Source organism: Cellulomonas phragmiteti (assembly GCF_016862775.1).
GTDB classification, from domain to species: Bacteria; Actinomycetota; Actinomycetes; order Actinomycetales; family Cellulomonadaceae; genus Cellulomonas; species Cellulomonas phragmiteti.
This window is the reverse complement of the sequence record NZ_BONP01000002.1, coordinates 237,085-251,821: the sequence shown is the minus strand read 5'-3', so window position 1 is coordinate 251,821 and position 14,737 is coordinate 237,085. Positions and strand designations below refer to the sequence as shown.

The 14,737-nt window shown below is 77.3% G+C and carries 12 protein-coding genes; 2 read left to right on the top strand and 10 right to left on the bottom strand.

The features are described from left to right. Positions 1-5: 5 nt before the first annotated feature. Genes Cph01nite_RS02945 through Cph01nite_RS02935 form a run of 3 tightly spaced genes read right to left on the bottom strand, consistent with a single transcriptional unit; the run spans position 6 to position 3,091 of the window. Positions 6-785 (bottom strand): HD domain-containing protein, encoded by a 780-nt coding sequence (locus tag Cph01nite_RS02945; RefSeq protein WP_203670936.1) that lies wholly within the window; start codon positions 783-785, stop codon positions 6-8. A 9-nt stretch (positions 786-794) separates the two neighbouring features. Further along, positions 795-2,366, bottom strand: coding sequence for a sensor histidine kinase (locus Cph01nite_RS02940; protein ID WP_239068991.1), 1,572 nt, complete (start codon positions 2,364-2,366; stop codon positions 795-797). Then, on the bottom strand, positions 2,363-3,091 hold the full coding sequence (locus Cph01nite_RS02935) for a response regulator transcription factor (protein WP_203670934.1): 729 nt from the start codon (positions 3,089-3,091) through the stop codon (positions 2,363-2,365). Before Cph01nite_RS02935 ends, Cph01nite_RS02940 begins: the two co-directional genes overlap by 4 nt. A 193-nt stretch (positions 3,092-3,284) precedes the next feature. Between Cph01nite_RS02935 and Cph01nite_RS02930 the strand changes: the two genes are divergently transcribed. Continuing rightward, positions 3,285-4,064, top strand: a complete 780-nt coding sequence (locus tag Cph01nite_RS02930; protein WP_239068990.1) for a type 1 glutamine amidotransferase — start codon at positions 3,285-3,287, stop codon at positions 4,062-4,064. Between the two features lie 54 nt (positions 4,065-4,118). Here Cph01nite_RS02930 and Cph01nite_RS02925 read toward each other — a convergent pair whose 3' ends face one another. From Cph01nite_RS02925 to Cph01nite_RS02905, 5 genes are all read right to left on the bottom strand, one after another. Then, the gene (locus Cph01nite_RS02925) at positions 4,119-4,673 is read right to left on the bottom strand and encodes a DinB family protein (protein WP_203670930.1); all 555 of its coding nucleotides are present in this window, start codon (positions 4,671-4,673) and stop codon (positions 4,119-4,121) included. A 71-nt stretch (positions 4,674-4,744) separates the two neighbouring features. Further along, complete coding sequence (locus tag Cph01nite_RS02920) at positions 4,745-5,785, bottom strand: GNAT family N-acetyltransferase (RefSeq protein ID WP_203670928.1); 1,041 nt, start codon at positions 5,783-5,785, stop codon at positions 4,745-4,747. 36 nt (positions 5,786-5,821) lie between these two features. Then, on the bottom strand, positions 5,822-7,468 hold the full coding sequence (locus tag Cph01nite_RS02915; RefSeq protein ID WP_203670926.1) for a DNA repair helicase XPB: 1,647 nt from the start codon (positions 7,466-7,468) through the stop codon (positions 5,822-5,824). Positions 7,469-7,541: 73 nt separating this feature from the next. Next, entirely contained in the window at positions 7,542-9,923 is a 2,382-nt protein-coding gene (locus Cph01nite_RS02910; protein WP_203670924.1) for a helicase-associated domain-containing protein, read from the bottom strand. Between the two features lie 82 nt (positions 9,924-10,005). Next, a complete protein-coding gene (locus Cph01nite_RS02905) occupies positions 10,006-11,136 on the bottom strand; it encodes a hypothetical protein (protein ID WP_203670922.1) in 1,131 nt (376 codons plus the stop codon). A 154-nt stretch (positions 11,137-11,290) separates the two neighbouring features. On the opposite strand from Cph01nite_RS02905, the gene Cph01nite_RS02900 reads away from it, so the two are divergent. Next, a complete protein-coding gene (locus Cph01nite_RS02900; protein WP_203670920.1) occupies positions 11,291-12,550 on the top strand; it encodes a M20 metallopeptidase family protein in 1,260 nt (419 codons plus the stop codon). Between the two features lie 8 nt (positions 12,551-12,558). On the opposite strand, the gene Cph01nite_RS02895 is transcribed toward Cph01nite_RS02900, so the two are convergent. Both Cph01nite_RS02895 and Cph01nite_RS02890 read right to left on the bottom strand, forming a co-directional pair. Then, positions 12,559-12,897 (bottom strand): TraR/DksA family transcriptional regulator, encoded by a 339-nt coding sequence (locus Cph01nite_RS02895; protein WP_203670918.1) that lies wholly within the window; start codon positions 12,895-12,897, stop codon positions 12,559-12,561. Positions 12,898-12,926: 29 nt separating this feature from the next. Next, complete coding sequence (locus tag Cph01nite_RS02890; RefSeq protein ID WP_203670916.1) at positions 12,927-14,615, bottom strand: hypothetical protein; 1,689 nt, start codon at positions 14,613-14,615, stop codon at positions 12,927-12,929. Between the last annotated feature and the right edge of the window lie 122 nt (positions 14,616-14,737).

Here is a 14,737-nt window from a genome sequence, read left to right as displayed (position 1 = left end):
CGCGTTCAGCCGTCGCTCGCGCGCTCCTGCCCGGCATGGGCGGCGGCGGCCGACGCGTCCGTGTCCCCGTCCACGGTCTCCTGGGCACGGGCGGCCTCGATCTTCGCGATCTCCTTCTCCAGGCGCTGCAGCTCCGCGGACACGTTCTGGCGTGCGGGCTCCTCCCACGCCTGGGCGAGCGGGCTGACGAACAGCGACGGCCGCGCCAGGAGCTTGTGCAGGATGCGCACGCGGGCCCGGACGTAGTCCTCGACCGGCAGGTGCGCGTACTCGGCGCGCACGTCCTGGAGGTACGCCTTGTACCGCTGCGGCTCGGTCGCGAGCATCGCCAGGTCGGCGTCGCACAGCACCGCGCAGTCGCCGTCGTGCGGGTCGGGCGTGTGCCGCACGAGCGCCGAGACGAGGTCGGAGATGCGCTGCACCTGCCGCTCGGGGACGCCCAGCTCGGTGAGCTGCTCGCGGGCGAGCACGGCGCTGGCCGCCTCGTCCTCCCCGCCCTTGTTGGCGTACGCCTTGCGCTCCGCGGAGTCGAACACGGCGCCGTGGTACCACGCGGCGAGCCGGACGAGGGCGGGGTGGTGCGCCTCCTCGTCGAGCTCGTCGACGCGCGCGAGCACGTCCACGAGGTGCTTGAGGTTGTGGAAGTGCCGGTCAGGCCGGGTCCACCGCTCGAGGAGGTCCTCGGCGGTGCGCCTGACCTGCTCGGCCGGTGCGGTGCCCCCGGCCTCGGCGACGTTGCGGGTGAAAGCCGGGACGAGCCAGGCGGGTGCGTCATGGACGCCCATGGATCAGCCTCACGACGGTGACGACGGACCCGCCATGGTAGCCACGTCCGGCGCGGGGGGTGCACCCGCAGGTCGGGGGTCGGTCACGGGGGGTCCTGCGACGGGCAGCTCGACGCGCACGGTCGCTCCGCCGCCGGGCGTCGGGTGGACCGCCACCGCCCCGGCGTGGGACGCCACGATCGCGGCGACGATCGCCATGCCGAGCCCCGAGCCGCCCGAGTCGCGGGTGCGCGAGGGGTCGACGCGGTAGAAGCGCTCGAAGACGCGACCGGCGTGCTCGTCGGGGATGCCCGGGCCGTGGTCGCGGACCTCCAGGACGGCGGTGCGCTCGTCCGGGCCGGCACCGACGGCGATCTCCACGGGGGTGCCGGCGGGCGTGTGCCGGGCGGCGTTCCCGACGAGGTTGGCCAGCACCTGACGCAGCCGCGGCTCGTCACCGACCACGACGCGCGGCCCCATCGCACCGCCCAGCGGCTCGAGCCGCACGGGACGCTGCGGGTCGAGCGCGCGCAGGTCGCTGACGGCGTCGGCGGCCAGCACCGTGAGGTCGACCGGGCCCAGCTCGCCGCGGCGGCCCTCGTCCAGACGCGCCAGCGCCAGCAGGTCCTCCACCAGGGAGCCCATGCGCGTGGCCGAGCCCTCGACCCGCCGCATCGTGTCGGTCACCTCGTCGTCCGTCGTCAGCGCGCCCATCCGGTACAGCTCGGCGTACCCCCGGATCGTCGCCAGCGGCGTGCGCAGCTCGTGGGACGCGTCGGCGACGAACCGGCGCATCCGCGCCTCGGAGGCGGTGCGGGCGTCGAACGCCTGCTCGATCTGCGCGAGCATCCCGTTGAGGGCGTCCCCGAGGCGACCCACCTCCGTGGACGGCGGCGCCGTCGGCACCCGCTGGGAGAGGTCGCCGGCGGCGATGGCCGCCGCGGTCGTCTCGATCTCGCGCAGCGGCCGCAGCGAGCGCCGGACCGCCCACGCCCCGGCGAGCACGCCGAGGACGACGATCGCGAGCCCGCTGACGACCAGCAGCCGGGCAGTGTCCTTCAGCGTGCGGTCGACGTCCCGCTGGGGCAGGGCCACGGTGACCGAGCCGTCCCCCTCGGGGAAGAGGTACGTGACCATCCGCCACCGCGAGCCCGCCATGTCGGAGGGTGCCGAGTAGGGCGCACCGGCGAGGTCGGCGACCTCGCCGGCGGTCAGCGACGGCACCGTCGGCGTCCCGTACTCCGAGACCGTGTTGGGGTACCCCAGGGGGAACTCCCGCCCGCCGGCCCGGATCAGGACGTAGTAGTCGGTGGGGAAGTCCATGTCCCGGAACCCGGACAGCGCGTCGACCGACGCGGTCGCCAGCCGGCGGCCCTCGGAGGCGAGCTTGGCGTCGATCTGGTCCATGAGCGTGCCGCGCAGGAGGGTCACGCTCGTGACCCCAGCGAGCAGCAGCCCGAGACCCAGCAGCACCGCCGTGGTCGCGGCCAGGCGGGTGCGCAGCGGTGTCGCCACCCAGACTCCCCGCGCCCGCTCCCGCGCGGTCGCCAGCGGGCGGCGCCGGGTGCTGCGGTCCTCGTCCGTCCCCCCGGCGGCGCTCACGTCTGCTCGCGCAGCAGGTAGCCCACGCCCCGGCGGGTGTGGATGAGCGGGGGCAGCCGCTGCCCGTCGTCGTCGGTGAGGTGGTCGATCTTGCGGCGCAGGTAGGAGATGTACGACTCGACGATGTTGGCGTCGCCGCCCCAGTCGTACTGCCAGACGTGGTCGAGGATCTGGGTCTTGGACAGCACGCGCTGGGGGTTGAGCATGAGGTACCGCAGCAGCTTGAACTCGGTGGGGGACAGCTCGACGGGGTGCCCGGCGCGGCGGACCTCGTGCGTGTCGTCGTCGAGCTCGAGGTCCGCGTACGTCAGCACGGACGAGGCGACGCCGTCGTCCGGGGTGGTGCGGCGCAGGATCGCGCGGATGCGCGCGACGACCTCCTCGAGGCTGAACGGCTTGGTGACGTAGTCGTCGCCGCCCACGGTCAGGCCCTGCACCTTGTCGGCCGTGTCGTCGCGCGCGGTGAGGAACAGCACGGGCACGTGCTGCCCCTTCTCCCGCAGGCGGCGTGTCACCGTGAACCCGTCCATGTCGGGCAGCATCACGTCGAGCACGACGAGGTCGGGCTCGGTGTCGCGCGCGAGGCGCAGCGCCGAGAGGCCGTCCGCGGCCGCGTGCACCTCGAACCCGGCGAAACGCAGCGACGTGGCGAGCAGCTCGCGGATGTTCGGCTCGTCGTCGACGACGAGCAGGCGGGCCTCGGGTGTGGCGGACGCGCTGGTCATGCCGCCATTCTCCCGCCGGAGGCTGGGAGCCGCCTGGGCGTCGGGTGGACGGCCGGACAGCAATCTGGGAGTTACCTGGGAGTAACCGCGGCGCAGAAGGGGCATCGAGGGACGTATCGGGCGCCGGCCCGATCGTGATGGACATGTGACCTGGACCTTCGGCACGGCGCGGATCGGCCGCTACCGTGGATTCGTGACCGTTCACATCAGCGACCGCGTGCTCGACGGCGCCGGCAGCGGGGCCCCGCTCCGCGTCACCGTCGTGCAGAGCTCGCCCGACGTGGGCCTCGACCGCTTCGCCGAGTGGCTCACCGGGCTCGACGTGCGCCTCGTGCGCGCCGACCTGGGCGACGCCCTGCCCGGCCCCACCGAGGTCGGCGACGGGCTCGTCGTGCTCGGCGGGCAGATGTCCGCGCACGACGACGACACCGCCGGGTGGCTGCGCCCCCTGCGTGACCTGCTCGCGGTCGTCAGCGCGACCGACGTGCCCGCGCTCGGCATCTGCCTGGGCGCCCAGCTGCTCGCCGTGGCCCGCGGCGGCCGGGTCGAGGTCGCCGCGCCCCCCGGCCGCGAGGCCGGCGTGGTCGACGTGCGCTGGCGTCCCGAGGCCGCGACCGACGCGCTGGTCGGCCCGCTCGTCGAGCTCGCGGGGTCCTCGCGCACGAGCCCGCAGCCGAGCATGCACGCGGACGCGGTCGTCGACCTCCCGCGCGGGGCCGTGTGGCTCGCGTCGTCGTCGATGTACCCGTTCCAGGCGTTCCGCATCGGCAGCGCGTGGGGCGTGCAGTTCCACCCCGAGGCGGGCGTCGAGACGATCCGCACGTGGGCCGACGCGCACGACGACGTCGACACCGCCGCGGTCGTGGCGGCGATGACCGAGCGCGCCGACGCCGTCGAGGCGTCCGGTCGTGCGGTCGCGCAGTCGTTCGCGCACCTCGTGCGTGAGCGCGCGGCCCGCCGCGTCACCGTCTGAGCCGAGCGGCCTGAGCCCGGCCGTCCTGGCCCGACCGCCCGAGCCGCCCGGTCCTCAGCGGGCGCCCGCCGCGTACAGGTCCCGCAGCAGGCAGATCTCGCCGCCGTGGTGCATCGTCTCCCGGTGCAGGTGCGTCGCGAGCGCCGCCATCGGCTGGTCCGCGTAGTCGGCGCCCCGCCGGCCCAGCGGGCGGCTGAGCGCGTCGTCGTCGAGCGCCGCCAGCCCGTCACGCCACGCCCGGTACGCGCTCTCCAGCAGCGCGAGGGCGCCGTCGGCCGTGGCCGGCACCGACGCCGGGCGCAGCCGGGGGTCGAACATGTCCGCGTCGGCGGGCACGTCGTCACCGAAGAAGGCGCGGGCCCGGGTCCCCAGCACGTCGACCGCCACGTGCGCCGTGCGCCAGGCGATCGTCGTGACCGGCGGCGGCTCGGGTGCGGGACCCGCGAGCCCGTCGGGCACCCACGTGCCGTCCTCGCGGGGGCGCACCGACCAGCACCCGGCCACGGGCTCCCACAGGTACTCCTCGTCCGTGAGCCCCTGCAGCCGCGGCCACAGGCTCGTGTCCCAGTAGAACTCCAGCTGGTCGACCAGCAGCGCGCCCCAGTGCACGGTGACCCCCTCGACTCGGTGGTGCCACCTGTCTACCAGCGGCCACCGACAGCGCCGCGGGCGGCCGGCCCTCAGGGGACGTCGGCGTACCGGTGCCAGGACTGCGTCGCGTACGACGTCGTGAACCCGCAGGACGCGTACAGGTCCGCCGCGCCCGTGGGGGAGTCGGCGTCGACCTCCAGGGCGACGTGCCCGCGCCCGCGCACGGCGGCGTCGGTGACGACCGCGTCGAGCAGCGAGCGCGCCACACCGCGGCCGCGGGCCGTGCGCAGCACCCCGAGGTACTCGACGTAGCTGCCCACCGCGCGCCCGTCGGCGTCGGTCGACGCGCTCGCGACGAGCACGCCGACGGGTCGGGTCCCGGCCTCGTCGACCAGCTCGGCGAGCCACCAGTGGTCCCACCGGTGGCCCGGGTCCGCGCGCAGCCGGGCGAGGAACTCGTCGAACGTCTCCTCGTGGTGGTTGAAGTGGTCGGCGAACGCCTCCTCGAGCACGTCGTGCACGGCGACGAGGTCGCGCTCGCCGGGCATCGCGCCCTCCGTGCGCTCCAGCCGCCGCACCGCGACGCCCGGCCCCGTGGGCGCGGGGACCTCGTCGCCCGCAGCCACGGGGCGGCGCATCTGCCACCACGTCCGCACGTGCCGGTACCCCGCGGCGGCGAGCCGGCGCTGGTGGCGCGGGTCGGCCTCGAACGCGCCGCAGTCCAGCTGCGTGCGGGCCAGCCCGCGGGCACGCGCCAGCGCCGCCCCCGCGCCCTGGGCCCACGTGAACAGCGCGCCGGCGACCTGGTCGCCCACGGCGTCGTCCAGCTCGGGGTCGACGACGACGGCCACGAGCACGCGACCGGCGGCGCGGTCGTGCGCGGTCGCCCAGCCGCGGGCGGCGCCGGTCGCGTCCCGCACCACGAGGTGCTCGCGGCTGGCGGCGCCGTCCCCGGCCACCTCGGCGTCGGTCGCGTCGGCCCCGGCGCTCGGCGCACCGCGCGCGGCGACCTCGTGGCGCTCGCGCAGGGCGTGCAGGGCGGCCACGTCGTCGGGTCCGGGCGTCTCGGCCCGCCACCCGGTGGGCAGGGCGGTCATCGTGAGGTCATGGTCGAGCAGTTGAACAGTCATCGATCCCTAGTGTGTCGTACCTGCGCGGAGAGGCGTTCACCGGGCGACGCCCAGGTCCTCCGCGTCCACGATCATGTAGGCGTACCCCTGCTCCGCCAGGAACCGCTGCCGGTGGGCGGCGAACTCCTGGTCGACGGTGTCGCGGGCGACGACCGTGTAGAAGTGCGCCGTCTTGCCGTCGGCCTTGGGGCGCATGATGCGTCCCAGCCGCTGCGCCTCCTCCTGCCGGGACCCGAAGGACCCGGAGACCTGGATGGCCACGGACGCCTCGGGCAGGTCGATCGAGAAGTTCGCGACCTTCGACACGACGAGCGTCGTGATCTCCCCCGTGCGGAACGCCTCGAACAGGCGCTGCCGCTCGCGCACCGTGGTCTCGCCCGTGATGAGGTCCGAGCCCAGGTGCTCGGCGAGGTCGTGCAGCTGGTCGAGGTACTGGCCGATGACCAGGGTCTGCTCCCCGGCGTGCTTGGCGACCAGCGCGTCCACCACGCGGTTCTTGCCCGCGGCGGTCGCGGCCAGGCGGTAGCGGTCCTCCGGCTCGGCGGTGGCGTACGTCATGCGCTCGTGGTCGGGCAGCGTCAGGCGCACCTCGACGCACTCGGCGGGCGCGATGTACCCCTGGGACTCGATGTCCTTCCACGGCGCGTCGAACCGCTTGGGGCCGATGAGGGAGAACACCTCGTCCTCGCGGCCGTCCTCGCGCACGAGGGTCGCCGTCAGGCCCAGGCGGCGGCGCGCCTGCAGGTCGGCGGTCATGCGGAAGATCGGCGCGGGCAGCAGGTGGACCTCGTCGTACACGATGAGGCCCCAGTCGCGGGCGTCGAGCAGCTCGAGGTGCGTGTACACGCCCTTCCGCTTGGTCGTCAGCACCTGGTAGGTCGCGATGGTGACGGGCCGGACCTCCTTGCGGGTGCCGGAGTACTCCCCGATCTCGTCCTCCGTGAGCGACGTGCGCTTGACGAGCTCGTCGCGCCACTGCCGCGCGGACACGGTGTTGGTCACCAGGATCAGCGTCGTCGTCGACGACCGCGCCATCGCACCGGCGCCGACGAGCGTCTTGCCCGCGCCGCAGGGCAGCACCACGACCCCGGACCCGCCGTGGAAGAACCCGTCGACGGCCTGCTGCTGGTAGGGCCGCAGCGACCAGCCGTCCTGCTGCAGGTCGATCTGGTGGGCCTCGCCGTTGACGTACCCCGCGAGGTCCTCCGCCGGCCAGCCGAGCTTGACGAGCACCTGCTTGAGGTGGCCGCGCTCGGACGGGTGCACCAGCACGTCGGTGTCGTCGATGCGCGCGCCCAGCAGCCCGGCGGTGCGCTTGGAGCGCGTCACCTCGGCCAGCACCGCGGGGTCGAGGGCGTGCAGGACGAGCCCGTGCACGGGGTCCTGGACCAGCTGCAGCCGCCCGTACCGGGACATGGTCTCGGCGACGTCGACGAGCAGCGCGTGCGGCACCGGGTAGCGGCTGAACTCCAGGAGGGTGTCGACGACCTGCTCGGCGTCGTGCCCGGCGGCGCGTGCGTTCCACAGGCCCAGCGGCGTCAGCCGGTAGGTGTGGACGTGCTCGGGGGCGCGCTCGAGCTCGGCGAAGGGGGCGATGGCGCGGCGGCACGCGTCGGCCTGGTCGTGGTCGACCTCCAGCAGGAGGGTCTTGTCGGACTGGACGATCAGCGGGCCGTCGGGCACTCGGGTTCTCCCTGGGGTCGGTGGTCTCGCGGGGTCGGGCTGCCGGGGGTGGTGGCGCCCGGTCGTCCGGGGTTCACGGGGCGGGTGGGTCGGCGGGGGCGACGCCGGCGATGCGGTGGACGGCGACGGTCAGCTCGGCCTCGCGCCGCGGGTCGAGCGCCCGCAGCCGGCCGCCCTCGACCTTCAGGGGGCGCACGAGCCGCCGCGTGGACGACCCGTCGGCCCCCACGATCTCGACCCACACGGACACCCGTGCCTGTGCCGCCTCCCGCAGCACGACCAACACGTCGGCCGGGTCGGATGTTCCGCCGCCCCCGCGCGGGGCCGTGCCGGTCTCCGCCGCGCGCGGGCGTCGGGGTGCGGGGGCGGGGGTCTCGAGGTCCGGGGTCGCAGGGGCGACGGCGGCGGTGGGGACGGCGGCCGCGAGGATCGGGGCGTCCGTCGGTGCGCCGCGGCGCAGCGTCGCGACGACGGACGCGGCGCGGTCCGCCGGGTCGCGCTCGCGCACCGGGGACGTGCGGGCGCCGCGCGCGCGGACCCGCCGCTCGGGGGCGACGGCGTGCACGACCGCGCCGCGGGCGTCCTCCGCGACGGGGGCCAGACCGCGGGCGCGCAGCGCGTCGAGCAGCTCGCGCGGGGACGCGTCGGCCACGAGCACCGTCGGTGCCAGCAGCCGCAGCCGCAGCCCGGCCAGCCGGGGGTCGTCGGCCAGCCCGGCCAGCAGCGCGGGGTCGTCCGCGCGCACGTACGACGCCGCGGCACCGGCCCGCACGCGGCCGTGCCGGCGCGCGACGTCCCGCACGAGGTACTCCAGCGGCTGCGGCACGCGGCCGCGGGCGGCGGTGCCGAGGCGCGCGAGCAGGTCGTCGGCGGTGGTGCCGGCGTCGAGGGCGCGCAGCACCGACTCGGCGGTGAACCGCACGGTCACGGCGCCGCCGCGGGACTCGACGACCGCCGCCAGCTCCAGCAGGTCCTCGAGGTCCTCGCCCGGCCGGCCCGGGACGACGCCCGTGAGGTCCCCCTGCAGCAGGACCTCGTCGACGGGTGCGGGCAGGTCCGCCGCGAGGGCCGCGCCCGCGTCCTCGTCGGCCACCAGCGCCCGGCCCGCGGACGCGAGCGCGCCGGCCCCCAGCACGCCCAGGCGGGTCGCGTCGCCGAGCACGGCCTCGACCGCGGCCAGCGGCGGCACCGAGCGCGGTGAGCGCCACCGCAGCGCGGCGTGCACGTCGTCGGCCGTCAGGGCGGCCCCGGGCGGCGCGGACGCGAGCACGTCGAGCACCGCGCGCCGCAGCCGCGGCACCCACGGGCGCGTCAGCTCGGGGTCCAGTGCCGCCCGCAGCGCACCGCGCTCGTCGCGCCCGCCGACGAGCCACGGCGTGCGCGCCGACGCCAGCCAGGCGCGTGCGAGCGCCGCCCAGCGCGGGGGGACGTCCTGCGCGGCCCACACGTCGGCCTCGAGGGTCGGGACGAACGACGGGCTCTCCTCGCCGTCGTCGGCGAGCAGCCCCGCGGACGCGGCGGTCTCCACCAGCCAGGCGGTGTGCGCGTCGTCGACGTCGAGCGCCTGCGCGGTCCGGCGCAGGTCCCGCGCCCCCAGGCCGCCGGCGCGCAGCACCCCGGGCGGGGACTGCTCCCAGCGGGTCAGCAGCTGGCGCACGAGGCGGACGGTCTGCTCGGCGGCGCGTGCGGACTCCGCCGCGACGATCTGCGGGTCGCGCACGGGTGCGTTCTCGGGGGTGGGGGCGAGGGCCGGTGCGCGGTGGGTGCGCCCGCCGCGCAGCGCGAGCGCGACGTGCCGGGGCAGCAGGACGTGGCGTCCGTCGCCGCGGTCCAGCAGGCCGTGGGCGAGCAGCCACGTGACGGCGTCGGCGGCGGCCGTGCCCGGTGGGGGCGTGCGCCCGACCGGCGGGCCCCACTGCAGGGCCTCGAGCACGGACGCCGCGCCGGGTGGGGCGTCGGCGAGGTCGGCGAGCGGGTCGGGGCCCGGTCCGGGGCGGCTCGGGGCGTCCGTGCCGTCGGCGCCCTCCGCCGGGTCGCGGACGTCCGCCGTGCCGGGGGCCAGGCCGGCGACGTTCGCGCCGAGCGCGTCGACGAGACCGGGGGAGACGTGCAGCGCACCGTCGTCGTCCGGCCACAGCAGCGCCAGCGCGACGGCGTCGTCGACCGCGCGGGCCACGTGCGCCGCGTCGGCGGGGCCGGCGCCGATCGCGTCGGCCACGTCCTGCGGCGTCGGTGCGCCGCCGCCCGGGGTGAGCACGACGACGGCCTCGAGGACCTGCAGCACCAGCGCGTCGACCCAGGTCAGGGCCCGGTCGAGGCTCGAGCGGCTGGTCGCGCGCGCCGCGAGCGAGGCGAGCGTCGCCGGGTGCGGGGTGGCCAGGTCGGGTCGGCGCACGAGCAGCGCGACGAGCTCGTCGTCGCTGCGTGCGCGCAGGTACCCGGTGAACGTGGCCATCCGCACCACGATACGTGGGGCCGGTGCCGGCACGCCCGTGACCCGGTGCTGCGGGGGGCGCGGTGCCGGTGTCGTGGGCGGTTCAGGGGGCGTCGGGCGGCGGCGCGTTCACGGTCGGGGCAGAGGGCGCCGGGTCGGGCGCGGGGTCCACCGGCGTCGCGCCGGTGCCGGGGGTCGGCGGTGCCGCGGTCGGGGCCGTGCCCGGTGTCGTGCCGGGTGTCGCCCCGGGTGCCGGGACGGGGGCCGTGCCGGGCGCCGGCGTCGCCGCGGGGTCGGGGGCGGGTGTCGCGGCGGCGGTCGCCGCGGGCCGCGCCGGTGCGGCCGGGGAGCGCGGGGCCGCCCGCGTCGCCGCGGGTCGGGGTGCCGGTCGGGTGGTGGCAGCAGGTGGGGCGGCGGGCGCGGCTGCGGGAGCGGTGGGCACTGCGGGGGGAGTCGTGGCGGGAGTCGGGGCGGGTGTCGCGGGCGCGAGCGCGCCGACCTGCGCGACGAGCGTCGCGAGCACCTCGCGGTGGGCGGTGACCTCGCGCAGCAGCCGGTCCTCGTCCTGCCGGGTCGTCGGGCTCGTGTACGCGTCGAGCCACGCCTGCGCCGCGGCGACCGCGAGCTCGAGGTCCGTGCGGGCAGGTGCGTCGTCCGGGGCGCCCGCCCAGGTGGCGCGGGCGACCGCCAGGTCCACCTGCAGGCGGCTGATCTCCCGCGTGAGGGACGCCGAGGCCTGCGCGACGACGGGCCCGGTCGGTGCCGGTGTCGCGCCCGCGGCGCCGTCGGGCCGCCCGGTCATGGCGAACGACACGGCCGCGACCGCGACGGACACGACGAGCGCGGCGCCCGCGGCCGCGACGCGCACGGGCGGCAGCGACGGACGGCGGCGACCGGTGCCCGCGGGCCCGCGCGGGGCGCCGCGGCCGGGGCCGTCGTCGTCCCCGGGGGCGCCGGCGCGGGCGTCCGTGCGGTCGTCGGTGGGCGCCGCCGCCGGGACGACGGCGGTCGGCGTCGACGCCCACGCGCTGCCCCAGCCCGGGGCGACGTCGATGCGTGCGGTCGCCGGCGGCGCGGGTGCCGGACGCGGCGGGGGTGCCGGACGCGGCGGGGGTGCCGTGGACCGGACCGGTGCCCACGTGGGCACCCGTGCGGGCGCGGGCTGCAGTCCGGGCTGCGGTCCGCGCCCGGGCGGCGGACCGCCGGGGGCTGCGGCGTCGGGGCTCGGGGGCACCGGCCCAGGGTAGGGAGCCGGTGCGCGCCGGCCGTGGACCTCGGCCTCGGCGTCCGGGGGACAGCCCGCGCGTGGACGTCACCCGGATGCCCGCACCCGGCACGAGGCGCCCGCCACGGACGGGTGCGGCGGGCGGCTGTGGCAGGGTGGCGGCATGGGGCAGGACGGGATCCGGGAGCAGAGGCAGGTCACGGTGCTGGACGAGGGTGTGCTGACGTCCCTGCGGGACGACGCGACGGCCGATCTGCCGCGCACGGCGGAGCTGCGCCACGCGCTGCACCGCGTCCCCGAACGCGGCCTCGACCTGCCGCTCACCCAGCAGCTCGTGCTCGACGCGCTCGCGGACCTGGACCTGGAGGTGTCGACGGGCCAGGGCCTGTCGTCCGTCACGGCGGTCCTGCGCGGCGCGCACCCGGGCCCCGCGGTGCTGCTGCGCGGCGACATGGACGCGCTGCCCGTCACGGAGCAGACGGGGGAGCCGTTCACGTCGGAGCACGAGGGCGTCATGCACGCGTGCGGCCACGACCTGCACGTCGCGGGGCTGGTGGGCGCGGCGCGGCTGCTCGCGGCGCGGCGCGACAGCATCGCCGGGTCCGTCGTCCTCATGTTCCAGCCGGGCGAGGAGGGGTACCACGGCGCGCGCCTCATGATCGAGGAGGGCGTGCTCGACGCGGCGGGCTCGCGCGTGGTGGGGGCGTACGGGGTGCACGTGATGTCCTCGACGCTGCCCGCGGGCGCCGTGGCGTCCCGGGCGGGCACGCTCATGGCGGCGTCGGACACGGTGCGCGTCACGGTCGAGGGGCGCGGCGGGCACGGGTCCAAGCCGTATCTCGCGGCGGACCCGGTGCCGGTGGCCGCGGAGATGGTGCTGGCGCTGCAGGCGATGGTGACGCGGCAGTTCGACGTGTTCGACCCCGTGGTGGTCACCGTGGGCCGCGTCGCCGCGGGCACCAAGGACAACATCATCCCGGACGTCGCCCACCTGGAGGCGACGGTGCGCACGTTCAGCCCGGCCACGCACGCGGCGGTGCCCGAGCGCATCGCGCGGCTGTGCGAGCACGTGGCCGCCGCGCACGGGCTCACGGCGACGGTGGAGTACACGCGCGGCTACCCGGTGACCGTCAACGACGCCGCGGAGGTCGCCCGCGCGCGGCGCCTCACGCACGCGCTGTACGGCGAGGGGTCGTGGGTCGAGGCCGAGGTGCCCGTGCCGGGTGCCGAGGACTTCTCCTACGTCCTGGAGGAGGTGCCCGGCGTCTTCGTGTTCGTCGGCGCGACGCCCGAGGGGCACGACCCGGCGACGGCGCCGTACAACCACTCGCCGCGCGCACGCTTCGCGGACGAGGCGCTGGCGACGAGCGCGGCCGTGCTCGCGGCGCTCGCCCTGGACCGGCTGGCGCAGGACGCCGGCTGACGCCCGGGTCAGGAGTGCGCGACGCAGGTGGTCGCGGTGGGCCGGGCCTCGAGCCGGGCGTCGTCGAGGGGCTCGCCGCCCACGGCGCAGGTGCCGTAGGTGCCGGCGGCGAGGCGCGCCAGGGCCGCGTCGACCTCGGTGAGCCGCTGGTGCGCCCCGGCGGCGAGCGCCTCGAGCTGGGCGCGCTCGAACGCGATGGTCGCGCCCTCGGGGTCGTGCTCGTCGTCGACGTTGGCCCCGCGTGCGGCGTCCACGACGTCCCGGTGGGCGTCCCCCAGGCCCGTCAGGCGCCCCAGGGCGTCGGCGCGCAGCGCCAGCAGCAGCTCACGCGCCCGTGCGTCGTCCATGGGCCCGGTCTACCACCGCCTGCCGACGGCTACGCGTCGACGGGCGCGTCGGTGACCGCCGGCGGGTCGGCAGGGGTGTCGACCCACGTGCCGGTGGCGGGCCGGCCGCAGGCGGCGACGACGTGCGCGTGGTGCTCGCGCGCGTCCTCGCGCAGCGCCTCGACGATGCGCGCGGCCTCGGTGACCTGGGTCTGCAGGCGTGCGGCCTCCCGCTCGACGAACTCGACGCTGCGCGCGGCTCGTGTGGTCTCCTCCCGGCTGCGCTGCAGCTGGCGGGCGATCCCGGTCACCGCGGTGATCGCCAGCGCCACGGCGACGATCCCGTAGACCCACCGCAGGTCCGAGCCGTCGACGGCGGCGGCGACCCCCAGGAGCACGGCGCCGCCGGCCGCGGCCACGGTGGTCCAGGTGTCGCGCGCGGTGCGTGGCCGCTGCGGGGTGCGGGCGCGTTCCAGCGCCGCGTCGAGGCCCTCGACGGTGCCGGTCGCGCGGGCGCGCAGCACCACGCCCATCGCGCTCGCCTCGACGTGGTCGGGGGCGGCGAGGTCGGAGTCGGCCAGGTAGGTGTCGGCCAGCGCGAGGAGCCACGGCGTGCACGCGTCGCGGGCGGCGGCGCCCGTCGCGTCGTGCCGGCCCAGCGCGTCCTCGCGCAGCAGGGTCAGCAGGTCGCCGACGGGGGTGTTCCAGGACGGGCCGGGTGCGTCCTTGCCGGTGACGACGGCCTCGAGCTCGGCGACGCGCGTCATGAGCTCGCGCTCCTCCTCGGCGCCCTCGTCGACGAGCGCGCGCAGGACCGCGACCAGCTCGTCGATCGTCGCGTCCGCGGCGTCGTCCGCGGCGTCGTCCGCGGCCTCGTCAGCACCGGGAGTCCCGGCCGCGGCGGCGGGCGCACCCTCGTCGGGGCGGTCGACGAGGGTGCGCAGCGCGGCCAGCGACGTGACGGCCTGGCGCACCTGGGCGGTGACGGCCTCGGCCGGGCGGGACGACGACGTGCCGGGGCGTGCGGCCCCGCCCACGTGGGTGGTCCACGCGGCGACCTGCTCCTCGACGGTCGCGGCGGGCAGCGCGGCGACCGCGGCCCGCAGGCGCTCGAGCAGGGTCGCGCGGGCGTCGTCGCCCAGGCGGCCCTCCGCGGCGGCGATCCACACGGCGCGCTGCGCGCGGGTCACGGGGTGCGCGGGGTCGAGGGTGCCGAGCGCGTCGCCCGCCCACCGGGCCACCAGGTCGGCGCGTCCGCTCGCGGCGCCCGCGACGGTGAGGAACGTGGCGGTGCGGGGCTGGTCGATCGCGGCGGCGCGGTCGGCGGCGCCGTCGTCGTCGGGGCCCAGGGCGCCGAGCGCGTCGGCGAGCCAGTAGCCGGGGGCGGGAGGCGCGCCGACGACGTCGAGCACGGGCCCGCCGCCGGCGGGGGCGGTGCCCAGGGCGACGAGCCGCGCGCGGGTCGCCTGCCGCACGAGCGCGGGCCCGGCGACGAGGGACAGCTGGTCGCGCAGCGAGCTGAGCTCGACGAACGCGTCGAACGCGGCGGTGAGCCGCACGAGCCGCGTCTCGATGGACCCGCGCAGGGACGCGAGGTCGCTGCGCATGGCCGCCGCGGTGGCGTTCTGGTACGACAACGACGAGCGCAGGCGGCTGACGTCGTCGGTCAGTGCGCTCAGCCGGCGCGACTGGGCGTAGTCCGACTCCTGGATCCAGCCGCTGAACGGGTTGTCCGACATCTCACGCTCCTCCGGGTTCGCGGCGAGAGTAGCCGCACGTCACGGGCGCGCGCCGGGTGAGCGGGCGGGTTCACCCGTCGGGCGGGCACACGCTCCGGCGGCCCTGCGGGTGGGCGTGCGGG

Excerpts from the sequence above, each read along its gene's own strand:
- Cph01nite_RS02945 (WP_203670936.1), bottom strand. The coding sequence starts at position 785 with ATGGGCGTCCATGACGCACCCGCCTGGCTCGTCCCGGCTTTCACCCGC.
- Cph01nite_RS02935 (WP_203670934.1), bottom strand. The coding sequence starts at position 3,091 with ATGACCAGCGCGTCCGCCACACCCGAGGCCCGCCTGCTCGTCGTCGAC.
- Cph01nite_RS02920 (WP_203670928.1), bottom strand. The coding sequence starts at position 5,785 with ATGACTGTTCAACTGCTCGACCATGACCTCACGATGACCGCCCTGCCC.
- Cph01nite_RS02910 (WP_203670924.1), bottom strand. The coding sequence starts at position 9,923 with ATGGCCACGTTCACCGGGTACCTGCGCGCACGCAGCGACGACGAGCTC.
- Cph01nite_RS02900 (WP_203670920.1), top strand. The coding sequence starts at position 11,291 with ATGGGGCAGGACGGGATCCGGGAGCAGAGGCAGGTCACGGTGCTGGAC.
- Cph01nite_RS02895 (WP_203670918.1), bottom strand. The coding sequence starts at position 12,897 with ATGGACGACGCACGGGCGCGTGAGCTGCTGCTGGCGCTGCGCGCCGAC.
- Cph01nite_RS02890 (WP_203670916.1), bottom strand. The coding sequence starts at position 14,615 with ATGTCGGACAACCCGTTCAGCGGCTGGATCCAGGAGTCGGACTACGCC.